The sequence below is a fragment of the Xanthovirga aplysinae genome, assembly GCF_009711365.1.
Lineage (GTDB): Bacteria > Bacteroidota > Bacteroidia > Cytophagales > Cyclobacteriaceae > Xanthovirga > Xanthovirga aplysinae.
Map to the genome: position 1 here is coordinate 1 of NZ_SMMB01001299.1, position 25,811 is coordinate 25,811.

General features: G+C 37.7%; 23 protein-coding genes. 14 read left to right on the plus strand and 9 right to left on the minus strand.

Annotated features, from left to right (window positions below; translation table 11 throughout):
- Positions 1-130: 130 nt before the first annotated feature.
- Complete coding sequence (gene mgtE / locus E1171_RS22575) at positions 131-1,477, minus strand: magnesium transporter (protein ID WP_155208362.1); 1,347 nt, start codon at positions 1,475-1,477, stop codon at positions 131-133.
- A gap of 72 nt (positions 1,478-1,549) precedes the next feature.
- Positions 1,550-2,332, minus strand: coding sequence for a 16S rRNA (adenine(1518)-N(6)/adenine(1519)-N(6))-dimethyltransferase RsmA (gene rsmA / locus E1171_RS22580; RefSeq protein ID WP_155208364.1), 783 nt, complete (start codon positions 2,330-2,332; stop codon positions 1,550-1,552).
- 237 nt (positions 2,333-2,569) lie between these two features.
- Between rsmA and E1171_RS22585 the strand changes: the two genes are divergently transcribed.
- The 9 genes from E1171_RS22585 (at position 2,570) to E1171_RS22625 (ending at position 11,135) form a co-directional block, all read left to right on the plus strand.
- The gene (locus tag E1171_RS22585) at positions 2,570-4,009 is read left to right on the plus strand and encodes a leucyl aminopeptidase family protein (protein WP_155208366.1); all 1,440 of its coding nucleotides are present in this window, start codon (positions 2,570-2,572) and stop codon (positions 4,007-4,009) included.
- Positions 4,002-5,039 carry a 4-hydroxythreonine-4-phosphate dehydrogenase PdxA gene (pdxA, locus tag E1171_RS22590; RefSeq protein ID WP_155208368.1) on the plus strand — a complete coding sequence of 346 codons (1,038 nt, stop codon included), beginning with the start codon at positions 4,002-4,004 and terminating at the stop codon, positions 5,037-5,039. Before E1171_RS22585 ends, pdxA begins: the two co-directional genes overlap by 8 nt.
- A 195-nt stretch (positions 5,040-5,234) precedes the next feature.
- Positions 5,235-5,801, plus strand: coding sequence for a YceD family protein (locus E1171_RS22595; protein ID WP_155208370.1), 567 nt, complete (start codon positions 5,235-5,237; stop codon positions 5,799-5,801).
- 28 nt (positions 5,802-5,829) lie between these two features.
- Positions 5,830-6,024: a 50S ribosomal protein L32 gene (rpmF, locus tag E1171_RS22600; RefSeq protein ID WP_155208372.1), complete on the plus strand. Its 195-nt coding sequence runs from the start codon at positions 5,830-5,832 to the stop codon at positions 6,022-6,024.
- Between the two features lie 615 nt (positions 6,025-6,639).
- A complete protein-coding gene (locus E1171_RS22605) occupies positions 6,640-7,638 on the plus strand; it encodes a beta-ketoacyl-ACP synthase III (RefSeq protein WP_155208373.1) in 999 nt (332 codons plus the stop codon).
- Positions 7,639-7,771: 133 nt separating this feature from the next.
- Positions 7,772-8,335 carry an elongation factor P gene (efp, locus tag E1171_RS22610; protein ID WP_155208375.1) on the plus strand — a complete coding sequence of 188 codons (564 nt, stop codon included), beginning with the start codon at positions 7,772-7,774 and terminating at the stop codon, positions 8,333-8,335.
- A gap of 10 nt (positions 8,336-8,345) precedes the next feature.
- On the plus strand, positions 8,346-8,849 hold the full coding sequence (gene accB / locus E1171_RS22615) for an acetyl-CoA carboxylase biotin carboxyl carrier protein (protein ID WP_155208376.1): 504 nt from the start codon (positions 8,346-8,348) through the stop codon (positions 8,847-8,849).
- A gap of 158 nt (positions 8,850-9,007) precedes the next feature.
- On the plus strand, positions 9,008-10,360 hold the full coding sequence (gene accC / locus E1171_RS22620; protein ID WP_187696594.1) for an acetyl-CoA carboxylase biotin carboxylase subunit: 1,353 nt from the start codon (positions 9,008-9,010) through the stop codon (positions 10,358-10,360).
- Positions 10,361-10,472: 112 nt separating this feature from the next.
- Entirely contained in the window at positions 10,473-11,135 is a 663-nt protein-coding gene (locus tag E1171_RS22625; RefSeq protein ID WP_155208377.1) for a hypothetical protein, read from the plus strand.
- A gap of 30 nt (positions 11,136-11,165) precedes the next feature.
- On the opposite strand, the gene E1171_RS22630 is transcribed toward E1171_RS22625, so the two are convergent.
- Positions 11,166-11,732 (minus strand): DUF3109 family protein, encoded by a 567-nt coding sequence (locus E1171_RS22630; RefSeq protein ID WP_155208378.1) that lies wholly within the window; start codon positions 11,730-11,732, stop codon positions 11,166-11,168.
- Positions 11,733-12,210: 478 nt separating this feature from the next.
- Between E1171_RS22630 and E1171_RS22635 the strand changes: the two genes are divergently transcribed.
- From E1171_RS22635 to murA, 3 genes are all read left to right on the plus strand, one after another.
- Entirely contained in the window at positions 12,211-14,490 is a 2,280-nt protein-coding gene (locus E1171_RS22635; protein ID WP_155208379.1) for an ATP-dependent helicase, read from the plus strand.
- Positions 14,491-14,635: 145 nt separating this feature from the next.
- Positions 14,636-15,277 (plus strand): DUF4290 domain-containing protein, encoded by a 642-nt coding sequence (locus tag E1171_RS22640; RefSeq protein ID WP_155208380.1) that lies wholly within the window; start codon positions 14,636-14,638, stop codon positions 15,275-15,277.
- Positions 15,277-16,584 carry a UDP-N-acetylglucosamine 1-carboxyvinyltransferase gene (murA, locus tag E1171_RS22645; protein WP_155208381.1) on the plus strand — a complete coding sequence of 436 codons (1,308 nt, stop codon included), beginning with the start codon at positions 15,277-15,279 and terminating at the stop codon, positions 16,582-16,584. Before E1171_RS22640 ends, murA begins: the two co-directional genes overlap by 1 nt.
- A gap of 63 nt (positions 16,585-16,647) precedes the next feature.
- Here the strand turns inward: murA and E1171_RS22650 are convergent, their stop codons facing one another.
- Positions 16,648-17,334 carry a hypothetical protein gene (locus tag E1171_RS22650; RefSeq protein ID WP_155208382.1) on the minus strand — a complete coding sequence of 229 codons (687 nt, stop codon included), beginning with the start codon at positions 17,332-17,334 and terminating at the stop codon, positions 16,648-16,650.
- A 140-nt stretch (positions 17,335-17,474) separates the two neighbouring features.
- Here E1171_RS22650 and E1171_RS22655 point away from each other — a divergent pair, with 140 nt between their 5' ends.
- A complete protein-coding gene (locus E1171_RS22655) occupies positions 17,475-18,725 on the plus strand; it encodes a lipase family protein (RefSeq protein ID WP_155208383.1) in 1,251 nt (416 codons plus the stop codon).
- Between the two features lie 130 nt (positions 18,726-18,855).
- Complete coding sequence (locus E1171_RS22660; RefSeq protein WP_155208384.1) at positions 18,856-20,088, plus strand: lipase family protein; 1,233 nt, start codon at positions 18,856-18,858, stop codon at positions 20,086-20,088.
- Between the two features lie 62 nt (positions 20,089-20,150).
- Here E1171_RS22660 and dnaN read toward each other — a convergent pair whose 3' ends face one another.
- From dnaN to gldA, 5 genes are all read right to left on the minus strand, one after another.
- Complete coding sequence (gene dnaN, locus E1171_RS22665) at positions 20,151-21,275, minus strand: DNA polymerase III subunit beta (RefSeq protein WP_155208385.1); 1,125 nt, start codon at positions 21,273-21,275, stop codon at positions 20,151-20,153.
- A gap of 63 nt (positions 21,276-21,338) precedes the next feature.
- On the minus strand, positions 21,339-22,283 hold the full coding sequence (locus E1171_RS22670) for a hypothetical protein (RefSeq protein WP_155208386.1): 945 nt from the start codon (positions 22,281-22,283) through the stop codon (positions 21,339-21,341).
- Positions 22,284-22,491: 208 nt separating this feature from the next.
- A complete protein-coding gene (gene gldG, locus E1171_RS22675; protein ID WP_155208387.1) occupies positions 22,492-24,177 on the minus strand; it encodes a gliding motility-associated ABC transporter substrate-binding protein GldG in 1,686 nt (561 codons plus the stop codon).
- Positions 24,171-24,899, minus strand: a complete 729-nt coding sequence (gene gldF / locus E1171_RS22680; protein WP_155208388.1) for a gliding motility-associated ABC transporter permease subunit GldF — start codon at positions 24,897-24,899, stop codon at positions 24,171-24,173. Before gldF ends, gldG begins: the two co-directional genes overlap by 7 nt.
- 32 nt (positions 24,900-24,931) lie before the next feature.
- The coding region (gene gldA, locus E1171_RS22685; protein ID WP_155208389.1) for a gliding motility-associated ABC transporter ATP-binding subunit GldA at positions 24,932-25,811 on the minus strand (880 nt) is incomplete at its 5' end.

Below are 25,811 nucleotides of genomic sequence, written 5' to 3' on the forward strand. Positions count from 1 at the left end.
CAATTAAATCTAATCTGACATAATTTTCATAGATAGAACAAAACAGTCTTCAATCAAATTGAATTCTGCATTTTGACCTGGATAAAGCTAATTCCTAATTCGAAATTAAATTATAATACCATAAAAATTCTCAAATTAATACCTGAGCCACCAAAAAATAAATGGTAAGCCCCAAAATATCATTTGCTGTAGTGATAAAAGGACCTGAAGCGAGTGCTGGGTTAATGCCTATCCGATCAAGGATCAAGGGAGTAAGTGTGCCTGTAAATGAAGCCAACAGAACAACAGTAAACAATGCAGCTGAAACCACGAAAGAAATGTAGGTATCTTTTCCAATCAGCACATTGGCAGACATAACTACTGCTGCTAATGCCAGGCCATTAAGAAGAGCAACCATTAAAACCTTCAAAAAACGATTCAAACCATCTTCATCAAAAGCAGTACGATGCGCCAAAGACTGAAGAATGATAGAAGACGATTGAATCCCAACATTCCCACCAGTCGCTGTGATTAATGGCACAAAAAATGCCATCATTGGAATCGCTGTAATTTGCCCTTCAAAACCACTCATTATTTGGGCTCCAATCATCCCACCAAAAACACCTATTAAAAGCCAGGGTAATCGTGCCCGGGTTAATCGCCACACACTGTCATCCTCCTCCACATCTTGAGAAATACCTGACATAAGCTGTCGCTCTTGTTCGGCTAATTCTGTAATCACATCAACAATGTCGTCAATGGTAATTCTTCCCACTAACTTCCCTTGAACATTAATCACAGGGACAGCGTCCAAATCGTACTTTCTCATCAGGTCGGCCACTTCTTCCTTATTTAAAAATGTTTGCACCGAAACAATATCCGAAGTATAAAGGTCGGCTATCTTTTTTTTGTCTCCGGCCAACAACATCTGTTTAAGAGAAACTCTGCCCAAAAGACGATCCATTTCATCCACTACATACACCGAATAAATCTTCTGAACATTTTCAGCCTGCCGGCGAATTTCTTCTATACACTGAACCACGGTCCAATTTAAATTGGCCTTAATCAATTCTTTGGCCATTAGGCCTCCGGCACAATCATCCTCATACCGAAGCAATTCGACTATATTGGCCGCCTTCTCTCCATCTTCCAAACCGGCAATGACCTCTTCCCTGGTTTTTACCGGCATTTTATTTAAAATATCTGCCGCATCGTCCGAATCTAAGCAGCTGACATAGGAGGCTATTTCCAACGGCTCAAATGCCTTTAAAAAATTAAGCCTTTTATCAGGGTCCAAATCCCGGATTATCTCCGCTCCAGTATCTCTTTCCAACAAATCAATCACATACTTCGATTCTGAAGTTCCAAATTCATCTAATAAAGTGGATATATCAGCAGGATTTGCACCATCCAAACTGGTAAAGATTTCATTGGACTCTTTTATTTCCACCCTCTCCTTAAACCACTCCAAAAATTCTTTACTTAGTTCAAACTGCATTATTAGATTTAATTAGGAATTAAAAATTATGAATTTGGAATCTACTTATGTCATCATTCGTAAGATTGCCTATTAATTCTTATGATCGGCAATAGCCTTGGTTAAAAAAACAAAATCGTCTACGGTTAATTGTTCGGCTCGTTTGTTGAGTAAATCCATCTTTTTAATCACATCGGGCAGGTCCAAAGGTTTAAGTGCATTCCGTAACGTTTTCCTCCTGTTGTTAAATCCCTGTTTCACCACTCGTTTAAACAGGGCCTCATCACAGTCCAACTTATTCACCTGGTTTCTCCTCAAACGGATTACAGCTGATTCCACTTTCGGAGGAGGATTAAAAACTTCCCTCCCAACAGTAAATAAATAATCTATATCGTAGAACGCTTGTAGTAACACGCTTAATATACCATAAATTTTATTTCCTTCTTTGGAAGCAATACGTTCAGCGACTTCCTTTTGAAGCATACAAACCACTTCGGGAATTGTCTGTCGATGCTCCAGAATCTTAAAAAATATTTGCGAGGATATATTGTAAGGAAAATTACCAATTACTGCAAAATCTTTATCAAAAAGCGTTTTAGGGTCTAACCTCAAAAAATCCCCTTCAATAATACGTCCTTTAAGATCTTTATAATGTGTCTTTAAATAGGCAACAGACTCACTGTCAATATCAATCAAACTGGTTCGATACTCCTCTTTATTAATTAGAAAATCGGTTAACACCCCCATTCCAGGGCCAATTTCCAGCACCTCTTCATATCCTTTATGTCCACTTAGACTCTCCACTATTCTTTCGGCTATATTTCGATCCGTAAGAAAATGCTGCCCCAAATGCTTTTTTGGCCTTACTTTTGACATTGTTAACTTTAAATTAAGAAATTCATAAAATGACTACGTAAGATTCTCTAAATAACATCCAATATCATCCTGTTAAACAAGAGACAAGATTTTACCGTACCTTACCCTAGCACTATTCAAATGCCCGATATCCTACAAAAAAGGGTATTTTTTTCATTCAACTTCAAAAAAAATCTACAAAAAAATGTTAATTGCACCCTTAATTCTCTGATGGTGCATCAAAACTACAATAATTCTATGCAACCTACCATACGTCTGTCGAAAAGCCTTTCAGAAAAAGCTTCATTGATTGTTTTTACTGAAAGTGAAAATTGGGAGAAACTGTGTCAGAATGAAAGGGAAATAAATTTCATCAGACAAAAACTGGAAAAAGGAAAAGACTTTGTTACGTTACATCGCCTGAATCGCCTGTTAGTATTTATTAATAAAGCTAAAGGTGAAGAAAACTATAAAAAGTGGGAGGACTTAAGAAAAAAAGGGAATAAAGTTCTAAACTTAATCAATGAAGAAAAAATAGAAGCCCTTCAGATAGTTGGAAGGCAAGAAAACCCTGATTTTATTTTAGCTTTTTGTGAGGGAATAGCGCTTAGTAATTATCAATTTTTAAAATACAAATCCGATAAAAAAGAGAATTCACTAAAAACCATTGAAATCTTTTCGGAAACAATAAAAGAAAGTTCTTTGAAAGAACTTTCCAATTTAATTGAGGGAACCTTCACAGCAAGGGACCTCATTAATGAACCGCTAATTTATCTGACTGCCGAACAACTCAGTGATGACCTGCATACAATAGCTAAAAAAACAGGTTTTTCCGTCGAGGTATTTGAAGAAAGCAAGATAAAAAGTTTAAAAATGGGTGGTTTGCTGGCAGTCAATGCCGGAACGCCAAATCCGCCTACTTTTAATGTTCTGGAGTACAAGGCAGAAAATGCAGTGAATAAACAACCCATTATATTAGTTGGAAAAGGGGTTGTGTATGACACCGGAGGTTTGAGCTTAAAACCAACAGCAAATTCCATGGACCTGATGAAGAGTGACATGGCGGGAGCTGCAGCAGTAATAGGTACATTTTGTGCAGCTGCTAGTAACCAATTGCCTGTTCATCTTATAGGTTTAATACCCGCCACAGAAAACCGCCCCTCAGGAAATGCTATGACCCCTGGAGATGTGATAACCATGCAAAATGGGAAAACAGTAGAAATCCTAAATACTGATGCAGAAGGTCGTTTGATTTTAGCTGATGCTTTATCTTATGCAAGCAAATACAATCCCGAGTTGGTTATTGATGTGGCTACTTTAACTGGAGCTGCCGTAAGGGCCATTGGAAAAGAAGGCATTGTTTTTATGGGTGAGACTTCAGATTCAGCCAAGGAAGATATTATAGCTTCGGGCCATGAAGTTTATGAGCGGCTGGTTGAATTCCCACTTTGGGAAGAATATGAAGAGCAAATTCAATCAGATATTGCTGATATAAATAACCTGGGAGGCCCCACCGCTGGTGCTACAACCGCCGGAATGTTTCTCAAACATTTTATAAACTACAATTGGCTGCACCTTGACATTGCAGGTCCTGCATTTCTGACCAGCCCAGACAGCTATAGGGGAAAAAATGGAACAGGAGTAGGTGTTAGATTACTTTATCGCTTTTTAAAAAATCGCACATTAAAGAATGGATAAAACCAACAAAACAGCAGGGCGAAAGCCACTTATAGGCATCACCCTTGGAGATTTTAATGGCATAGGACCAGAGGTCATTATCAAGGCCCTTTCAGATAATCGTATCATGAAACTGGCCACGCCGATAATTTATGGATCTTCTAAAATCCTTTCTTATTACAGAAAGGCATTGAAGATCAATGATTTTAATTACAACACAATACGTAGTATTGAAAACATCAACCCTAAAAAAGCCAATGTAATCAATTGCTGGGAGGATACCTATGAAATTCACCCAGGCTCTGAAGAGGAGATAGCCGGAAAATGTGCTTTTTTAGCTTTGGAAAGAGCTACCGCTGATTTGCAAGCCGGACTTATCGACGGAATTGTAACTGCTCCCATCAATAAGAACAACATTCAAAACGAAAGTTTTAAGTTTCCTGGTCATACTGAATATTTAACTAAAAAATTTAAGGCCGAAGATAGCCTGATGCTAATGGTGGGGGAAGACCTTCGAATTGGAGTGGTAACAGGGCATGTGCCATTAAAGGACGTAAGCAAGAAAATTCATTCCGCCTTACTTTTAAAGAAAATCCAATTAATGGAGGATTCCCTGAAAATAGATTTTGGTATCAGCAAACCAAAAATTGCTATTCTTGGCCTAAACCCACATGCCGGGGAAGAAGGCTTATTAGGTCAGGAGGAAGATAAAATAATTACACCGGTCATTTCGAAATGTAAACAAAAAGGCATGTTGGTTTTTGGCCCCTACCCCTCTGATGGTTTTTTTGGTATGATGCACCACAAAAAATTTGATGCTGTTCTGGCCATGTATCACGATCAAGGACTTATTCCTTTTAAAACTCTTTGTTTTGAATCCGGGGTAAATTATACAGCTGGTCTCCCAGTGATCCGCACTTCTCCTGATCATGGAACAGCATACAATATTGCGGGAAAGAACCAAGCGGAGGCCTCCTCTATGCGTGAAGCCCTTTTCCTGACCTTAGATATCATAAAAAACAGGTTGGAAACGAAATTAATAAAGGCGTAAATTAAACCTATTCCTATTATTAATACGTTTTGGATGATAGAGACGCAACATTTTGCGTCTCCAGGTTTCACTGTTATTTAAGTCTTTAAAATGCATTTTATTGTAGGTCAAAGGGCATTTAAAGTTATTATCCAAAATAAAATTTTCAATCTAGTTTTATTTTTTTAAATTTGCGACCCTGAATTGAGAAGTGGCATGAAAGCTATTCATAAATTTGACATCAACATATTCAGCCTCAGTAACGGTAAGCATGAGTATACCTTTGAGATTGACCAGGCGTTTTTTCAACTGTTCGAATATTCTCAGGTAGAAAAAGGAAATCTAAAGGCTAATATTGAATTGGACAAATCCGAAACGCTTATTAATGTCTTTTTTTCAATTAATGGAACGGTAGAGTTAATTTGTGACCGTTCTTTAGAACCTTTTGATTACCCTATTGAAACCGAAAACCGGATTATTTTCAAATACGGACAAGAGGCAGAAGAGATTAATGAAGAAATGGTCATCATTCCCTATGGAGCTCAGCAATTAAATGTTGCACAGTATCTCTATGAATTGATTAGCGTGGCCATTCCTATGAAAAAGCTTCATCCTGATTTTGAGGAAGAGGAATTTAAAGATGATGAAGATCTGGAAGTATTGGTTTACACTTCGGAAGAACCTGAAGAAGAATCAAGTGCTGATAAATCCCTGGAATCAAATAAGGAAGAAGAGGTCGATCCTCGTTGGAAGGCCTTACAACAGATAAAGAACAAAAAATAAAGTTAATCAATCTAAATAGTTTAAGAAGATGGCTCATCCTAAGCGAAAAATTTCGAAGTCACGAAGAGATAAAAGAAGAACTCACTATAAGGCAACTGAACCAACATTATCAATTTGCCCTACAACAGGTGAAACTCATCTTCGTCACCGAGCATTCTGGCACGAGGGTAAATTATACTACAAAGGAAAAGTATACATGGAAAAAGAAAATGTTGCTGTTTAAGCCCAACATTTTAGTTAATAAAAAACTACATATTCTGCCTTTACTACAATTTTGAGAGTAAAGGCAGTCTTTTTTTTAAGCCAATTACTTAAACAAAGAAAGGGAATATAAAGGGATACTACTACTATATAGTTGTTTTTGCCTAAGGCAATCCCCCTTTTAAATCTTTGTTTTTTTCAAAATATCCCTCTATTATTGCGCAAACAGAATCCATACAAAATCCCAAATTCGAACGTTTTAAACATTTGAAGACTATTGGTGATTACATGGACTCTCTGGCTACTTTTTATTTTTTTCAGAAAAACATGGTAGTTTAGAGATCTGTCAAAAAATTAATTGTCGGATAATTTTTTTTACAATTTTCTTTTAAGAGTAGAAAAGGGAGTATCGCACTGCGATCTTCTTACAATCTAAACAAAATTTAAACTGACAGACTTTTGACATTCTATTAACCTTGGAAGATTAGTACTTAATACAGAAAAGTAGATCCTGACAATTTTGTGATTAATGTAAGTAAAGTGAGCAAAATTCCAGAATTAATCGAAAAGGACTTAATTGATAGTGCAAAATTAGCAAAATGCTGAAACGGCATATTTTTTTAAAAAATAAGACCTGATGAATAAAGTTAGAGCAGCCATCACGGGGGTACAAGGTTGGGTTCCTGATTACGCCTTGACAAATGCGGAATTAGAAACTATGGTGGAAACCACCGATGAGTGGATCACCAGTAGAACAGGAATTAAAGAACGAAGAATTTTAAAAGGTAAAGATCAAGGCACATCGGTCATCGGCATAAATGCCGTAAATGGATTGCTCAAAAAAACGGGTACTGCTCCTGAAGAAATCGATCTGATTATATGTGCTACTACAACTCCTGATATGGCCTTCCCTGCCACAGCAAATATTATTGCTGATGCCATAGGTGCAAAAAATGCATGGGGATATGATCTACAAGCCGCCTGTTCTGGTTTTCTTTATGGCCTAACCACGGGCGCTCAATTTATTGAGACAGGAAAACATAATAAGGTAATTGTGATTGGTGCAGATAAAATGTCGTCGATCATCAATTATGAAGACAGAACCACTTGTATCATTTTTGGAGACGGTGGAGGTGCTGTCCTTTTAGAACCTACACTAGACGACAATGGTATAATGGACACTATCCTGCACTCAGATGGTGCCGGAGCCCAATTCCTTCACATGAAAGCTGGAGGAAGCCGCCGACCGGCAACAATGGAAACTATTGCCGCTAAAGAACATTACGTTCACCAAGAAGGCTCTGCAGTGTTTAAATTTGCAGTAACCAATATGGCCGAAGTTTCTGCCCGAATCATGGAGAATAACAATTTAGCGGCTGAGGATATCTCCTGGCTGGTTCCTCATCAGGCTAACAAAAGAATTATAGATGCCACAGCCAATAGAATGGGGATAGGCAGTGAAAAAGTTATGCTTAATATCCACAAATATGGGAACACCACAAGTGGTACCATTCCTTTGTGTTTATGGGATTACGAATCTCAATTAAAAAAAGGAGATAATCTAATATTAGCTTCTTTTGGGGGAGGTTTTACTTGGGGATCGGTATACCTAAAGTGGGCATATGACCCTAAATAATTTTTAAATAAAATATAAGGGAAGATAAAGGTATCCTAAAAATTATACGCCTGGAACAAATTCTATTACAGCAATTTTTTCTTTTTCTTCCTAATCCATATTTTAGCCATCAAATTTATTAATTTCAAAATCAATGGCAAGTACTGCAGATTTCAGAAACGGATTATGTATAGAGTTCAATAATGACCTTTATACGATCGTTGAATTCCAGCATGTTAAACCAGGAAAAGGGGCTGCATTTGTCAGAACCAAACTCAAAAGTCTAACATCTGGGAAAGTAGTTGAAAACACTTTCAATTCCGGTGTTAAAATCACCACAGCAAGAATAGAGAGAAGAAAACATCAATTTCTTTATAAAGATGATTTGGGTTACCATTTCATGGATAGCAATACATTTGAGCAAATTAGTTTAGAAGAGAATTTGATCAATGCCCCACAATTTCTTAAAGAGGGACAGGAAGTTGAAATTATTTATCACGATGAAACCGAAACGGCTTTAAGTTGTGAACTACCTCCATTTGTCATTTTGGAAATTACTTACTCAGAACCAGGAGTGAAGGGAGATACGGCTACCAACGCCACCAAACCTGCTACCTTAGAGACTGGAGCGATCATCCAGGTACCTCTATTCATTAATCAAGGAGAAATTATTAAAGTAGATACTAGAACAGGATCTTATTCTGAACGCGTAAAATAAACCATTTCATATGAAAGCGAAAGAACTTCAGGAACTTATTAGCTTCATTTCCGACTCAGGACTTGAAGAAGTCAATATAGAAACCGAAGAGTTTAAGATTAAAGTAAAAAGAAGTGCAGAAGTAAAAACCGTAGTGGAAAGTGCTCCTCAACCTGTGCCAATTGCAAATGCGGCACCAGTAGTTGCAGCAACTCCTGCTCCTGCCGCAGCCACACCAGCTGCTGAACCTGCTGCTGCCCCTTCCGCTGCCCCTGCTGCAGAGGACGAAAGTAAATATGTAACCATCAAATCACCAATGATTGGAACATTTTACCGGTCTCCTAATCCAGAGTCACCAACATTTGTTAATGTAGGTGATAAAGTATCAGCAGGTAAAACCGTATGCATTATTGAAGCCATGAAACTTTTCAATGAAATTGAATCAGAAGTTTCAGGTACAATTGTCAAGGTATTGGTAGATGATACATCACCGGTGGAATATGACCAACCACTATTTTTAGTGGATCCATCCTAATAGGTAGAAAAGTTAAAGAAAATGAATTATAGGAAAACTGTAATTCATTTTTTTGATTAAGAGGCTTTTTGCTGCATATTAACCCAAAGGGGTTTCAAATTTATGCTGCAAATTGAAGCTACCTAAGCATCCAATTATTTGAACTAAACTACAGAACCGTGTTTAAGAAAATATTAATTGCAAACAGAGGGGAAATTGCCCTACGAGTTATTCGTACATGCAAAGAAATGGGCATCAAAACGGTGGCTGTTTACTCTACAGCAGACAAGGAAAGTTTGCATGTTCGCTTTGCTGATGAAGCCGTATGTATTGGGCCTGCTCCCGGCAATATGTCCTACTTGAACATTCCCCATATTATTGCAGCAGCGGAGATTACCAATGCTGATGCCGTTCATCCAGGGTACGGATTTCTTTCTGAAAATGCCGATTTTTCAAGGATCTGCCAGGAGAATGACATCAAATTCATCGGAGCCTCTGCCGATATGATCAACAAAATGGGTGATAAGGCTTCTGCCAAAGACACCATGAAAAAGGCGGGAGTTCCTACCATTCCTGGTTCAGATGGGCTACTGGATTCCATTAAACAAGGAATCGAATTGTCCAATGAAATAGGATACCCTGTCATCCTTAAAGCTACTGCCGGTGGTGGAGGTCGAGGAATGCGTGTGGTGAACAACGATGAAGAATTTGAAAAAGCCTGGAATGACGCTAAAATGGAGGCTGGAGCCGCATTTGGTAACGACGGCCTTTATTTAGAGAAATTTATTGAAGAACCCCGCCATGTTGAAGTCCAAATTGTTGGAGATAGCCGTGGTAGGGCATGTCATTTGTCTGAAAGAGATTGTTCTATCCAACGTAGACACCAAAAATTAATAGAAGAAACGCCTTCTCCTATCATGACAGAAGAACTTCGAGAAAAGATGGGGGCTGCAGCCATAGCAGGGTCAGAAGCCATTGGGTACGAAGGAGCAGGTACTATTGAGTTTTTAGTGGATAAGCACAAGAATTTCTACTTCATGGAGATGAACACCAGAATTCAGGTGGAACATCCCATTACTGAGGAAGTAACCAACTTCGACTTGATCAAGGAGCAGATAAAAGTAGCAGCTGGAGAGCCTATTTCAGGAAAGAATTATTATCCAATGCTCTTTTCTATGGAATGCCGAATTAATGCAGAAGATCCTGCAAATGGCTTCCGACCATCTCCTGGTAAAATTACACAACTACATTTTCCAGGTGGAAATGGTGTAAGAGTAGACAGTCACGTGTACGCAGGATACACCATTCCTCCAAATTACGACTCTATGATTGCCAAATTGATCGTTACTGCCCAAAGCCGTGATGAAGTGTTGGTAAAAATGAAAAGAGCATTGGAAGAATTCGTGATCGAAGGAATTAAAACTACCATTCCTTTTCACATTAAGTTAATGGAAGATGAAGGTTTCCAATCTGGCCTCTTCACGACGGCTTATCTGGATAGCTTTGATTTCTCAGTATTAAAGGAAGCTTAAAATTATTTTCTTTTTCAAAAAAGGTAATCCATTAATTTGGATTACTAATTTTTAGATTAATAATGCCGAACTTTGGAATAAAAGTCCGGCATTATTTTTTTAACTTGCTCAGATGAAAAAGCTACTTTTTTCTCTGTTATTTTTTCTGACTCTTAATAGTTTTATTAGGGCACAAAGCCCCACCCATTTATTTGTTTTGGGAACAAGTGCCAATGCCTACAAAGGAGACCTAAGTGACACCTACCATAAATGGTCTGCTTCTGTTCATCTAGGCATGAAAATAAATAAAGGAAAAAGGATAAATGGCTTAATCAATTTGAGTTTTGGAAATGTCACGGGACAGAATCCTAATTTTGAAGGGAATGATGAAATAGAGGGAACTCCCAATCGTTTTTTCAACACCAAAATATTCACGGCCAATTATGACCTTCAACTAAATCTCCTCAAAAGAAAGCAATTTACCGTTTTTATTAGTCAGGGAATCGGCCTTTTATTTTATACCCCACAAGACGAATTCAAAGAAAAATTTACAGAACCTACCCGAGCTCCCAATGAAACATACAGTAATTCAGCCCTTACCCTCCCCTCCCAATTGGGAGTAAACTACTTTTTTAAAAACGGCTATGGACTAGGTCTTCAAGCAGGTTACCTTAACCCTATTTCCGATTATATAGATAACATTTCTGAATTAGGAGATGCCCAAGGAAATGACAACGTCTTTATGGGAAGAGCCTATTTGATGATCCCTCTTAAATTGAGTAAACCTGTTGATTAATAGAATAATCTACCCAATGAATTAATTAGCTTAATTTTCTTCCTCTACCTCTTTGATTAATTGCTCATACCAGGCTGCTCCATATTTCCGGATAAGGGGCTCTTTCAAAAATTTATAAACAGGGACATTTAGTTCTTTTCCAAACGTACAGGCGTCACTACAAATACTCCACTGATCGTAATTCAACGCATCATATTCTTCGTATTTGGTAATACGAATTGGGTATAAATGACAGGAAATCGGTTTTTTAAAGGAGATCTTACCTTCGTTGTAAGCTTGTTCAATTGCACACTTTAACGTACCTTTTTCATCATAAATGGCATATGCGCACTCTTTATCATTTATGGTTGGAGTGGAATAATCATCTTCCCAATCCTTAATATATTTTCCCTGCTCCTCAACAGCCTTGATTCCCTCTTCAGTCATGTAAGGTTTAACTTCTTCATATATTTCTTCCATCACCTCAAGCTCTTCTTCTTCAAGAGGAGCTCCCAAATCTCCTTCCACACAGCAAGCTCCCTTACACTTTTCAAGGTTACAGACAAAGAATTTCTCCTTTATATCGTCACTAATCACTGCGTTTTCTACTAATATCATCTCTGCTTCGTTTATACCTTATAGATAATCAACTGCCTGGAAAGCAATATTATTCTCCAATTCGGCAAATATAACCATATTATCCTTCTATTTTGACTTACTCATTAGGATAAAAACAATAAATGAAAATGACTTAGGAAGTAAAATCTAAGAGGCAAGCGGTCTCTAAGTTGAAGAAAAATTGTAAATTGCGACCTTAAAAATAGCTGAGGAGAACCTCAAGAGAGGTAAGACTTCAACTTTATTAGCATATTAGGGAAAAGGGTATTATTTCGAACTTTTAAAGCTTATTACTTTTTCGAAAAAACTTCTATGTAGCACCGATTCACCAACAAGACCAAAAAAAGAGGCTGGGGAGTGCTATATGCCCCTTAAATCATTTTTTCTCGGAAAGACTCCCATAAGTACTGCACAACCACAAAGGATAAAAAGACAAATGGGATGCCTAAATACCGATAAAATAAATCTTTTCTAAAGAATGGATTATCTGGAAAGTTTAAATGAACCGCAACGAGCGGCTGTAATCAACACCGAAGGACCAACCATGATCATTGCCGGAGCAGGATCAGGAAAAACCAGGGTACTTACTTACCGTATTGCCTACCTGATGGAAGCTCGTCAGGTGGAGCCATTCAACATTTTGTCCCTGACTTTTACCAATAAAGCCGCCCGTGAAATGCGTCAACGGATTGAAGAGGTAGTGGGTAGTGCAGCAAAAAGTCTATGGATGGGGACCTTTCACTCGGTTTTTTCCAGAATATTACGTGCTGAAGCTCATCATATTGGCTATACTAGTGATTTCACTATATACGATACCGATGATTCCAAAGCCCTGATCAGACAAATCATAAAACAAATGGCCTTGGATGATAAAATTTACAAGCCCAATATGGTGCTTAATCGTATATCAGGAGCCAAAAATCGTCTGATTTCCTGGAGAGACTACATCAATAACCCTATTCTGGTAGAAGAAGATAAAGCAGCGCAAAGATCAGCCATGGGTAAGATATTCCAAACCTATGTGCAGCGTTGTGTGGAGTCTTGTGCCATGGATTTTGACGACCTGCTTTTTAACACCAACGTCCTTTTTCGTGACCATCCCGATGTACTACACAAATATCAACATCGCTTTAAATATGTTTTGGTTGATGAGTTTCAGGACACCAACATTTCCCAATACCTGATCACCAAAAAACTGGCGGCAGTGAACGAAAACATTTGTGTAGTAGGGGATGATGCACAAAGTATTTATGCTTTCCGGGGAGCAGATATTCAAAATATATTAAATTTTGAGAAAGATTACCAGGAGCTTAAAACCTTCAAACTAGAACAGAATTATCGTTCTACACAATTTATTGTTAATGCAGCTAATTCAGTAATACGGCATAACAAAGGACAACTTCCTAAAAAAGTATGGACTGCAAATGACAGTGGAAGCCCTATAGAACTTATCAAAGCAACTTCTGATAATGAGGAGGCAAAATTAGTGGCCACTACGATTTTCGAAGCCCGCATGAATGGCCAACTCAACAATTCGGACTTTGCCATCTTGTATCGAACCAACAGTCAATCAAGAAGTATGGAGGAGGCCCTTCGTCGGGCAAATATCAAATATCGAATTGTTGGAGGGCTTTCTTTTTACCAAAGAAAGGAAATCAAAGACTTACTCGCTTATTTACGGTTTATCGTAAACCCTGCCGATGAGCAGGCCTTCCGCCGAATTATCAACTTACCAAAACGAGGAATCGGCCCTGGAAGCGTGGAAAAAGTGATGTTGAAAGTCAATGAAAATCGTATCCCATTAAATGAAGTACTGAACAACATCCATCAGCTTCTACCTGGACGCGCGGCCAATGCTATTGAAGGCTTTAACACCTTGATCAAGAATTTTCGATTTACCAATCAATCTTCAGACGCCTTTGAAGTAGCCAGTAAGGTTGCTAAAAATTCAGGCCTTTTAAAGGATCTATATGCCGATAAAACACCAGAAGGCCTTAGTCGTTATGAAAATGTGCAGGAATTGTTAAATGCAATTAAGGAGTTTGTTGATAATCCCGAAAATGAAGACAAAAGCCTTACCGCATTTTTACAAGAGGTGGCCCTCATTACTGATGCAGATAAGCAGGATACCGATGAAGATACTGTTACTTTAATGACTATTCATAGTTCCAAAGGACTGGAGTTTAAATATGTCTTTATCGTCGGATTGGAAGAAGAGCTTTTCCCTTCCCAAATGATGCTGAACAGTAGAGAGGACCTTGAAGAAGAGCGTCGATTATTTTACGTTGCTATTACCAGGGCCCAAGAAAAACTCTTCCTGAGTTATGCCATGAGCCGGTACCGCTTTGGACGGTTGAAAAATTGTGATCCAAGCAGATTCCTGGATGACATCGATCCTTCCTATTTAAAAATTAGTAATCAGAAAGTGGCTGGAATGCGGAGTAATGAAAGAGGAATGGAAAGAAACGTTCAAGGCACTTCTTATGCCAGAAGCCTGGTTTCGGGAATAAAAAGAGATCAAAGCCAACTAATTACCCAAAAGAACCGAAGGCCTCATACACCTACTAAAGACTTTCAACCTAGTGATGTTACTTTGCTCAAGGAGGGAATGCGAGTAGAACATCCTAAATTTGGGTTTGGAATAATAAAAAGGATGGATCTGAATGGAGCTAATAAAAAAGCAAGTGTAGATTTCGAAGGAGCGGGAGAAAAAACCCTTTTGCTTAGTTTTGCCAAATTAAAGATTCACCAGGATTAAAAAAAACGACTTTTCTGCTGAAATCATTTCTCATTTCAGTGGTTTAAACAAAAAAAGAATTGAAGACAACTCCAGGAAACCTTTTACAATATTTTCTTATCTTGGAGTTTCCATAAATAGCAGATAAATGTAAAGGCTAATCACAATGTACGAGTACAACACCAACAAATCGGATCTAATTTTGAGAGAGTACGGCAGAAACATACAAAAGCTGGTCAACTATTTGATCTCTATAGAAGATAGAGATAAAAGGACGGAATCAGCTCATACCTTAATCGAGCTTATGAAACAAATTAACCCCAGAATGAAAGAAGGCTCGGAATATAACCAAAAGCTATGGGATGACCTTTACATCATGTCAAATTTTAGACTAGATGTGGACAGCCCTTTTCCAATGCCTGAAAAAGAATTGTTAGGGAAAAAGCCCCAACATGTCAGATATAACCAAAACAGGATCAGGTACAAGCATTACGGAAGAAATATAGAACTTCTAATTGAAAAGGCCAGAGGCTTATCTGATGAACAAGAAATAGAAGCTAGTGTTGGCAGCATCGGAAAGTTGATGAAAACATTTTATAGCGCCTGGAACAGAGAAGTGGTAGATGATGAAGTAATTCTGGAAAATATACAGGAAATATCCGGAGGAAAAATCAAGAAAGACATAAAGGAAATCAGAGATAAGAATCTTTTTGATACCTACAGGGACAAAAGCCGCAGCCAGAAAACGCGTAAAACAACCCCATCTACAGGACGTCAAACCACAACAGGCAAAAGAAGAAGGAGTTAATGGGATCTTTTAAGATTGAAGGCGGACATCGCCTGAATGGGGAAATCATTCCCCAAGGGGCCAAAAACGAGGCCCTTCAGATTATATGTGCTGTTTTATTAAGCCCGGAGCCCATCACCTTGCACAAGGTCCCTGATATTCGGGATGTAAATAAATTAATTGAACTGATTCAAGGATTCGGGGTAAAAGTTGAGAAGCTAAAAGAAGAAACTTACCGCTTTACAGCCAAGGAGGTAAATATTTCTTACCTGGAAACTGATGAATACCGAACCAAAGCATCCTCTTTAAGAGGCTCCTTAATGACTCTTGGACCTTTATTGGCTCGCTTCGGCAAAGCAATGACCCCAAAACCTGGTGGTGACAAGATTGGAAGGAGAAGATTGGACACCCATTTTCTGGGTTTTCAAAAATTGGGAGCCAAGTTTAAATTTGATGCCAAACACAACTTTTACCATATAGATGCTTCTGATCTTAAAGGAACTTATATGCTCCTTGATGAAGCTTCGGTAACAGGAACAGCGAATATTATAATGACCGCTGTTATGGCAAAGGGAAAAACCACCATTTACAATGCAGCTTGTGAACCTTATTTACAGCAACTCTGCCGAATGTTGAACCGAATGGGGGCCAACATAAGTGGAATTGGTTCAAACCTTTTAACTATAGAGGGAGTTGAATACCTGGGTGGCACGGAACATACCATGTTACCCGATATGATTGAGGTGGGAAGCTTTATTGGAATGGCTGCCATGACAAAGTCTTCCATTACCATAAAAAATGCGCAGGTAGAACATTTAGGAATAATTCCCGATACCTTTAGACGCTTAGGTATTAAACTAGAAATAAAAGGAGAAGATATCTATATTCCTTCACAGGAACACTATGAAATAGAGACCTTTATTGACGGTTCCATAATGACAATTGCTGATGCGATCTGGCCAGGGTTTACTCCGGACCTTTTAAGCATCGTTTTAGTGACCGCCATTCAGGCAAAAGGAACAGTACTGGTGCATCAAAAAATGTTTGAAAGCCGCCTTTTCTTTGTGGATAAACTAATTGATATGGGAGCACAAATAATCTTGTGCGATCCGCACCGGGCGACGGTGATCGGTTTAAACCGAAGCCAGTCTTTGAGAGGAATTCCAATGACTTCTCCCGATATTCGAGCTGGTGTAGCCTTGCTTATTGCCGCCTTATCCGCTGAAGGAACAAGCCTTATCCACAATGTGGAACAAATCGATCGAGGTTATCAAAATATTGATAAACGCTTGAATGCTTTAGGCGCAAAAATTGAGAGAATAAATTAAAAAAATTCGATCCCGGTTTTTTCCGGGATCGAAATAATATTACTCACGAGTTCTTTTCTAAAATCAAAACCTGTAGCTTAACACCAAAGCATAATTAGAAAGAATTTTAGTATTAAATGTTCCCCTTTCATCTTTGTATTCAGAAACTTCATCTCCGAATTCATTAAAAGAGATTCTCTCATAGGTAGCCTTATTATAAGAAATATCAGCAGACGCTTCTACACTTAAATGTAACTTATTAGTCAACAAAAAATCGGCACCTATAAAAGGCATTAAACCAATCCCATTTCCCCTTAAAAGAGCTTCTTCGGAGCTACCAACACCATCTGTATCAACTGAATTTATATTACTATAGGAATACGATATATCAGAACCAAAATATAATGCATTTGATTTTAACTGTTTTCTCCATTCCTTTCCTAATCTTAAAAGATAACTTGAAGAGGTTTCCTTATAGGAATCCTCTTCAGGAGGATTTACTTCAAAATCTGAAGAAGAGTTCCTATTATAAGTAGATCTTCCAACATTTAATCGCAAACGATAAGCTGTCCCATTGTTATGCAAGCGAAACATTAAACCAGGCATAAAAAGAGACTCAGAATTAGAAGTAAAAAGGACAGGAGCTGCATCAAATCCAATTTCATATTTAGAAACTTCTTCCTGTTTATCCTGTTGCTCCTGAGCCGTAGCTTGAGAAAAAATAACACCTAGTAATAGAAAACTCAGAACAATTATTTTACAGTTTTTCATTTAGAATAGTATTAATGTTAAAAATTAAACAACATTTCGGCATTCAATTTCTATACCAATTAAAAAATTCATACTACTATTAAGGATTTTTTCTTCATATAATACCAATAATTATTACCTAAAAGCCAAATAACTTTATTATGAAAACACTTATTCATACAGATAAAGAAAATATTATCCTTTTATTTAGTAAAATAACTCTGTTGTTATCATTAATTGCTTGCGGTCCCAAATATGAACCACCAAACCAAACTCCACCCCCAGACGAACCAGTGGTTTTAAATCCGGTTTACCTACTGGACACCACCCACCTGGAGGACCTTAACAAAGTTTTCTTACAATTACTGGTTCGAAGATCAGGATATACCCAGTTTCAAGGTTATATAAGGCATCCTGTTAGTATTTACAAAATCAACTATAAAACCACTTTTAAAAATAACCCGGTTACCGCATCAGGGCTTGTTTGTTTACCCCAGGGAATAAATAATGGAGTTCCTTTATTAAGTGCCCATCACCCCAGTATAACTGATCACAAATCGGCCCCGTCCAATTTTTCCTCCGAAGAAGAAAGGGCCACACTATTAGAATTATTTGCCAGCGCTGGTTATATTACCTTTATTCCAGATTATATTGGATTAGGAGAATCAAAAAACCTACTTCACCCTTTCTATGATTATGAAAGCCAAAGCCAGGCAGTAATTGACATGATAAAAGCGGGATGGGAATTCCTGCAATTAAAACAAATTACGTCAAATGGGAAACTCTTTTTAATGGGGTATGCCGAAGGAGGCTATACAACTCTGGTCACCCAAAAGGCTATTGAGGAGGATCCGGAACTCAATTGGGAAATCACAGCTTCCTCAGCAGGAGCTGGAGGTTATAACATCAAAAATATCTGGGACTATGCCTTAAGTAAAAACCAATACAAAGGAACCTCATACCTGACTTTACTGGTCCATACTTATAATTCCACTAAGGATTGGAATTCATCATTGGATAACTATTTCCTGGCTCCCTATTCAAACCAAATCCCTTCCCTTTTTAATGGGCAAAAAAATATTATTCAAATTCAAAAAGAACTTCCCATTGATCCATACGAACTTTTTCAGGATAATTTCTTGAAGGATATACAAAATGAAGAGGAAGGCAACTTCAGTCCGGCATTTGAAGCTAATAGTATTGATAACTGGACTCCCAAAAGTAAATTAAGGCTTTATCATTGCTACAATGATGAGATTATGCCTTATCATGATAGTAAGGACACTCACCAAAAACTACTTTCCCTCGGGGCCCAGAATATAAGTTTTCATGATCTGGAAGGGGCTTCCCATGAAGACGGAGCCCTCTCAATGATGGAGGAAACATTAAAATGGTTTGACACCTTAAAATAGTACCTAAATATCCATCTTCGGGCTGGAAAAATCCACCCTATTGCAGGGTATTAATGATCCAATCTGTTCAAAATATTTTCTTTTTATCATTCCCTGTAAATCCATTTTACAACCTCAAAAGAAAATCCTTATGAAGAGAAAAGACATTAATCGTTTCTATTGGTTACTACCAACAGTTGGCTTACTCTTTCTTATTGCCCTATCCACTTGCAGAACGGAAAAAATTCCTGCTCCTGATAAGCTTCCTGTTTTCACCCCGGAGGTATTAATGGATACCGTTCATCTGGAAAAACTTAGCAAGGAGGAAATCAAAATTTTAATAAAAAAAAGTGGCCTTGATCAATTTTTAGATTTTGTTCATCATCCTATTACTATTTATAAAATAACCTATAAAACGACTTTTAAGAACGAAGAAATCTTAGCCTCAGGGTCTATTTGCCTCCCGGTTGATCTCAAACAGAATGTCCCGCTGTTAAGTGCCCAACATGGAACCATTGCGGACCACCAATCAGCTCCTTCCAACTTTTCTTTGGAAAATGAGAAGGCCACACTCATGGAATTCTTTGCTTCTGGAGGTTATGCAACCTTTATTCCAGATTATATCGGTTATGGAAGTTCCAAGGAAGTTTTGCACCCTTACTACCACTATGAAAGTCAAAGTCAGGTAGTCATTGATATGATTAAAGCGGGAAAAGAATTTTTACAACTCAAAAACATTGAATTTAATGATCAGTTGTTTCTTTTTGGGTACTCAGAAGGCGGTTACACTACTTTGGCAACACTCAAAGCCATTGAATCTGACCCTAATCTAAACTGGATAGTTACTGCCAGTTCGTCGGGTGCCGGAGGTTATGATATTTCCGGGGTTATGGAACATACAATGGAGCAAGGATTTTATAAATATCCTTCTCTTTTAGCCTTTGTGATCCATGCATACAATATCACTTACGAATGGAACCGACCAATGACGGATTTCTTCCAGGAGCCTTATGCTCTGAAAATTGAGAATTTATTCAATGGACTTCAAAATACCTCTGAAATAAATAAGAAACTTCCCAAATACTTGGACCAATTATTTCAAATTGAATTCCTCCTGGGACTCGAAAATGGCACAGAGGATGAAGTTTTAGAAGCAATGAATGATAACAGTGTACATTTTTGGATCCCAAAGTCTCCTGTTAGACTTTACCATAGTCCTTATGATGAAACCATTCCTTTGGATAACACTCTTTATACTCACCAGGTCATGAAAGAACTAGGGGCTACTAATGTCTCCTTTCATCTCATTGAAAATGGTGATCATACAGGAGCTGTAATGCCTACTGTAGAAAACACCATAAAATGGTTTGAATCTTTTAGGTAAAGTCCTTAAATGAAAAAAGGAGCTTCAAAAGCTCCTTTCCCACCCTATAATTCTACTAAAAATTATACGTAGTTATGCAACATCACAGGCATAACCAACATTAAAATATCTTCTTCTTCCACTTTTTCTTTCGGGAGAATCAAACCTGCTCTATTTGGCTGAGATAACTTCAATAGAATTCTCTCCGATTCCAGATTTGAAAGCATTTCAATTAAGAACCTGGCATTAAAACCTATTTCAATTTCTTCCCCATCATGTTCACATTTCAGAACTTCTTTGGCCTCATTGGAGAAATCAAGATCCTCCGCAGAAATCTGTAATTCACCTTCCGCAATTTTCAACCTTACCTGATGAGTGGTTTTATTCGCATAGATGGCAATCCTTCTCAACGAACTCAAAAATTCCACTCGATCAATAGTCATTTCATTCGAGTTATCTACCGGAATAACATTTTCATATTGAGGGAAACGCTCATCTATTAGGCGACAAATCAATTGAATATTATTGAAGCTAAAAAAGGCATTTGAAACATTAAATTCCATCACCACTGGAGTGTTTTCAGAAGGAAGAGTGGACTTTAATAAATTTAAAGCCTTTCTAGGAATAATAAGCTCATTTTCTTCCTCCGATGTCACATCAGACCTACGGTATCGAATCAATCGATGCCCATCTGTAGCCACCATCAAAGAATTTTCAGAATTAATTTTAAGGTAAACCCCAGTCATAGCGGGCCTTAATTCATCTGTACTCGTAGCAAAAATGGTATTGTTGATAGCACTTGCAAGCACATCAGAGGACATCTCTACAGAACTTCCTTCTGAAACTACAGGTACTTTTGGGAAATCCGTAGAATTTTCACCTGCCAGTTTATATTGTCCATTATCGGAGCTTATTTCAATACTATAAGTATCTTCATCAATATAAAAAGTGACTGGCTGCTCCGGTAAATTTTTTAAGGTATCCAATAAAATCCTTGCAGGTACGGCAATACTCCCATTTTCGGAAGCATCCACGTCCAAAACTGTAATCATGGAAGTCTGCAAGTCAGAAGCGGTAACCGTTAATTTACTATCTCCGATTTCAAAGAGGAAATTCTCAAGGATCGGCACCACAGGATTGGTAGTGATTACACCGTTGATGCCAGAAAGCTGTTTTAACAATACTGACGAAGAAACAGTAAATCTCATATAACAGAATTTTATTTTTCAGTACTTATTTCGGTAAATTTAAGAAGAAAAATTACAATTATCTCATTTTTGCACAAAATCACTACGTTTTTTAACTAAACCTTGGAGCAGGGCATCTTTAATTAATACCAACTGCCCCTCTTTGCTTGTCCCTAACACATTTCTATCCCCCTCTAACTGAGGAAAAACCTTCAGTACATTATCATGGTTCGACTGAATATCTTCTAATTGAATAATAAAATGAGGAAGGGTACGAGAAAGGCTATCATATCGAGGATTTTCACCTGAATTAAGTAATTGTTCTGCAGGAAAATATTGAAAAAAGTCTATATAGGACATCATTGCTGTGGTATCAAATTGAGCCAATCCTTCCAACTGATAAAAGCGATCATTTGCAGTTATTTCAAAATCATTTTCAGGTTTATTGGGATAAATTACTTTTAATCGCTTCAAGGCCTGCCATCTAGTTTGAAAAATTACCCTATCCCTCCACTCATTTTCCTTCATCGAAAAAAAGCCTGCAAGGTAACTATTATATCCAGGGATAGAAACTACAAAAGGATCATCCGCTTCTGGTAGTTGAAAATAAGTTTGTGTCTCATTTAAATTTCCACCACTTACAAATGAGGTTAATAATTGATTATCGTTAAAAGCCTGTACTTTAATTCCTGATTTATGCAATTGTTCGGTGATTTCCCCTGAATTGACTTTAGCAACGGCTCTTTTTACCTTTACCCGATTCAACACCACCAACAGGATCTTCATCATGTTGGAATCTGCCTTATACTTCCCGTTTAAAATCCATTGATTTCCCTTTTTGATAAACTCATTTTGAAAATCGGGTCCAACCATAACCACTCTATTTACCAAGGAAGTATCCTGAACAGCAAGTGTCACATTTAGTCCCCCTCTTCCTACTTTTCCATTATCTTGAATACCTATCCAAATTGTGATAAGAGATAACAAAACCAGAATAACTAAGAGCCTTATATTTTTTTTACTAAACATGGAGAACAATTACGAATTAAAAATTAAGAAAATTGAACCTATTCTCTCACTTTTAAGCTTAAATTCAATCAAGCTTGACTTTTCAAAACCTTTCATGAATAAATCTGGTGGAATTAGTTAAAATTTGGCAAATCCATAGCAAATAGACAAAGTTAATCATCTTTGATCTTCAATGCGATGGCTTTTAAAATAGTAATCGATTTTAATATTAATTATACCGACCATATTGCCTTTTTCTCAAATAGTGCCTGACAACTCCAAAAATTAACAATAAAAAAACCGGTAAAATAAGATTAATCAACTGCCATTTAACCTTCTCGTCTCCTACCTTAACTTTATCCAATGGACGAATCTTGATTTCTTTCGCACGGGCAGTAATTAACCCTTGATCCTCCAATATGTAGGACATGGCATTCAAAATGAAATCCTGGTTAGCAAAATTAGCCTTCAAATAGGGGTCATACCCTAATGGATAGGGTTCCTCAGTTTTGGGATTCACATCATTTCTTACCAAATCTCCATCGGAAACTACCAAAACTTTTGAGCTTCCTTCTTCCCTAAATCCCTCCGTTTTAACTCCTTCCGGCAAAAATCGGTTTTTGTACAAGGAAGTAAAATTCCCCTCCAATAAATAAGCTATAGGAAAAGGACCACTTTGAAAATTTTCCGGGAAAACGTCTTTTCGTAAATCATTAAAACTAACCCTTACAGGCATCTCCAATTTTCGGGAATATTGAGAAGTGAATATTAAGGGAGTTTTCTTAACACCCACAGCCTTCACCGTATCTATACTACTTACAAATTTCCCATAAACGGCATCCAGATTTTTTACAACAGGATGGTTCCCAAATTTATTCATGATGGGAAAAAAAGGCCAAGGCCAAAGTCTGATTTGGGGTTCCTCTCCAAAATTGCCCGTTACTATTGGAAAAGCACCTGAATTAAGGTCTTGTATATAATCTCGATTAATTCTAACTCCATATTTAAACAATTGGTCATCGAGGTTCAAATCGTAAGGCAAGGCATAGGTTCCTTCATTTCCGGCGCTATCCATATTAACACGAAGGGAATTTAAAAGAAAGACCGCCTTTCCATTATTCATAATAAACTGATCTAATTTGAACTTATCCTGTTCATCAAAACCTTTTCTAGGTTTAGCAGTAATAAATGCATCATACCCCATCAGATTCTCTTTTTCTGATAGATTCACCTCAAATACATCATAAAACTCAAGCAAGGCATTAGTTAATGCTGCCAAATCAGGACCAAATAATTCGTCATGCCCTTGCAAAAGAGCAATCTTTTTTCGGTTGGTATCTGATAATTTTCGTATAGCAGAAGCCAACTCATATTCTACTCCCTCCACAGATTGATTCAATCGTTCTCCAGGGCCAGCTCCCTGGTTACCTTTTAACAGCATCACAACGGACTCCTTACCCCCGTAGGAAATTATTGCTCCTGGGAACACCAATTTCTCCGTTCTTTTTCCATTTTCCCGGTCAAAAAGGTTAGTAGGTTGAAGCCCTTTGTCCATCAAGCTCTTATAAAACTCATTTCTAGCCTTTGTTCCTGATGCCAAGGATGGATCTATAAATTCATAACGAACGTTTCTTTTTCCATATGCTTGAAATTCATCCAAGGTCTCCCGAATAACGTTTTTAAGCCTTACAAACCCAGATGGTAAATCCCCATCCAGATATACCTCCACAAACACTTCATCATCAAGGTTTTCAAGAAGATCTTTGGTAGCATCGGTGATGGAATATCTTTTTTCTTCGGTAAGATCCAACCTGAAAAAGTACCGGTTGCCTAAAAGATTTATCAGAACCAGGCCAACTAAGGCAATTGTAAACCTTAAAAAGGCCTCCCATTTTTTGCTGTGCTTTCTTACCATTTTCTACTCCCTAAAACTAGATTAGTAGATAAAAGCATCAGACTAATCAAACTAAAAAAATAAACAACATCTCTGGAATCTATTAACCCTCTACTAATAGCATTGTAATGATATAGAATTCCGACTTGTTCTAGCCAAAGAGAAGCTTTTCCCCAAACATTAATTGCCGACAGAGAATTGAATCCCGAGTAAAAGATAAAACATAGGAAAACACCAATAATAAATGCCACTATTTGATTTTCAGTAATGGCTGTGGAAAAAATGCCCATAGCTGTAAAAGCACCTCCCAGTAAAATTAACCCTATATAAGAGCCTGCTATCCCTGCAGAGTCAATATTTCCAACAGGATTCCCCAGGTAATAGAGGGAAAAATAATAAAAGAGGGTAGGAATTAATGCAAAAGTCACTAATAACCAGGCTGCGATAAATTTCCCCCCTATTAATTGAAAATCCGTTAAGGGACGAGTCAGCAGCAATTCAATGGTCCCAGTTTTACGTTCCTCGGCAAACATTTTCATCGTGATGGCTGGAATTAAGAACATAAAAACATATGGGCCCAATGAAAATAAAGTTCCCATATCTGCAAAGCCATAATCCAATACGTTAGTTTCCGGAAAAACCCACATCAATAATCCCATTCCTGTGAGGAACACACTTATCACTATATAAGCAATGAGCGAATTTAGAAAACTACCTATTTCTTTGGTTAATACTTGAAACATCTGAAAAAGAAATTTATACCACAGGGAAACATTTAAGCATTTTTAGTCAATTGTCGAAAAACGTTTTCCAGCGAACCTTCCTTTTGATAAAAATTTAGAAGTGTAATTTTATTTTGCACCGCACAATTGAAAACGGCTGGCCGAATATCGTGAGCTCCATCTGCAAGAAGAAGTAATTTTTTATCAGAAAGTAATTTTACTTCAACAACTCCATCTAAACGTTCAAAGAGCTCTGGGTCCAAAGCTTCCAATGCTTCCAGATAAATCTCTCTATAGCCTGAGGAGTCCTTTTGCAAAGCACTAACTTTATTGTCAGCGACAATTTTCCCTTGATTAATAATGATTACGCGATCGCAGAGGGCCTGCACCTCCTGCATAATGTGGGTTGAAAAAATGACTGTTTTTTCCTTACTAACAGTTCGAATAAGACTACGAATTTCCACTAACTGATTGGGATCAAGCCCTGTGGTGGGCTCATCTAAAATAAGAACCTTAGGGTCATGAATTAAAGCCTGTGAAAGTCCCACCCGCTGGCGATAACCTTTGGAAAGGGCTCCAATTTTTTTATGTTGTTCCCGAGATAAACCACAAAGTGAAACAACTTCTGCTATTCGGCTTTTCAACCTTTTCCCTCTCAAACGATGTAAAGAACCGATAAAGCTTAAATATTCATGTACATACATGTCCAAGTACAAAGGGTTGTGTTCAGGTAAATAGCCTACATTTTTTCGGACCGCAATAGGCTCTTCCACTACATCAAAACCACAAACTTCAACACTTCCTTCTGTAGGAGGAAGGAAACAGGTGGCTATTTTCATGGTAGTTGATTTTCCTGCACCATTTGGCCCCAAAAATCCAAGAATTTCTCCTTCTCTGGCTTCAAAAGTAACTTGGTCAACAGCCTTCTGATGA

Excerpts from the sequence above, each read along its gene's own strand:
- E1171_RS22595 (WP_155208370.1), top strand. The coding sequence starts at position 5,235 with ATGAAAGCTATTCATAAATTTGACATCAACATATTCAGCCTCAGTAAC.
- rsmA (WP_155208364.1), bottom strand. The coding sequence starts at position 2,332 with ATGTCAAAAGTAAGGCCAAAAAAGCATTTGGGGCAGCATTTTCTTACG.
- E1171_RS22650 (WP_155208382.1), bottom strand. The coding sequence starts at position 17,334 with ATGAAAAACTGTAAAATAATTGTTCTGAGTTTTCTATTACTAGGTGTT.
- E1171_RS22605 (WP_155208373.1), top strand. The coding sequence starts at position 6,640 with ATGAATAAAGTTAGAGCAGCCATCACGGGGGTACAAGGTTGGGTTCCT.
- murA (WP_155208381.1), top strand. The coding sequence starts at position 15,277 with ATGGGATCTTTTAAGATTGAAGGCGGACATCGCCTGAATGGGGAAATC.
- accB (WP_155208376.1), top strand. The coding sequence starts at position 8,346 with ATGAAAGCGAAAGAACTTCAGGAACTTATTAGCTTCATTTCCGACTCA.
- E1171_RS22585 (WP_155208366.1), top strand. The coding sequence starts at position 2,570 with ATGCAACCTACCATACGTCTGTCGAAAAGCCTTTCAGAAAAAGCTTCA.
- E1171_RS22635 (WP_155208379.1), top strand. The coding sequence starts at position 12,211 with ATGGATTATCTGGAAAGTTTAAATGAACCGCAACGAGCGGCTGTAATC.
- dnaN (WP_155208385.1), bottom strand. The coding sequence starts at position 21,275 with ATGAGATTTACTGTTTCTTCGTCAGTATTGTTAAAACAGCTTTCTGGC.
- E1171_RS22670 (WP_155208386.1), bottom strand. The coding sequence starts at position 22,283 with ATGTTTAGTAAAAAAAATATAAGGCTCTTAGTTATTCTGGTTTTGTTA.
- pdxA (WP_155208368.1), top strand. The coding sequence starts at position 4,002 with ATGGATAAAACCAACAAAACAGCAGGGCGAAAGCCACTTATAGGCATC.
- E1171_RS22655 (WP_155208383.1), top strand. The coding sequence starts at position 17,475 with ATGAAAACACTTATTCATACAGATAAAGAAAATATTATCCTTTTATTT.
- E1171_RS22660 (WP_155208384.1), top strand. The coding sequence starts at position 18,856 with ATGAAGAGAAAAGACATTAATCGTTTCTATTGGTTACTACCAACAGTT.
- mgtE (WP_155208362.1), bottom strand. The coding sequence starts at position 1,477 with ATGCAGTTTGAACTAAGTAAAGAATTTTTGGAGTGGTTTAAGGAGAGG.
- efp (WP_155208375.1), top strand. The coding sequence starts at position 7,772 with ATGGCAAGTACTGCAGATTTCAGAAACGGATTATGTATAGAGTTCAAT.
- E1171_RS22625 (WP_155208377.1), top strand. The coding sequence starts at position 10,473 with ATGAAAAAGCTACTTTTTTCTCTGTTATTTTTTCTGACTCTTAATAGT.
- E1171_RS22630 (WP_155208378.1), bottom strand. The coding sequence starts at position 11,732 with ATGATATTAGTAGAAAACGCAGTGATTAGTGACGATATAAAGGAGAAA.
- rpmF (WP_155208372.1), top strand. The coding sequence starts at position 5,830 with ATGGCTCATCCTAAGCGAAAAATTTCGAAGTCACGAAGAGATAAAAGA.
- gldF (WP_155208388.1), bottom strand. The coding sequence starts at position 24,899 with ATGTTTCAAGTATTAACCAAAGAAATAGGTAGTTTTCTAAATTCGCTC.
- gldG (WP_155208387.1), bottom strand. The coding sequence starts at position 24,177 with ATGGTAAGAAAGCACAGCAAAAAATGGGAGGCCTTTTTAAGGTTTACA.
- E1171_RS22640 (WP_155208380.1), top strand. The coding sequence starts at position 14,636 with ATGTACGAGTACAACACCAACAAATCGGATCTAATTTTGAGAGAGTAC.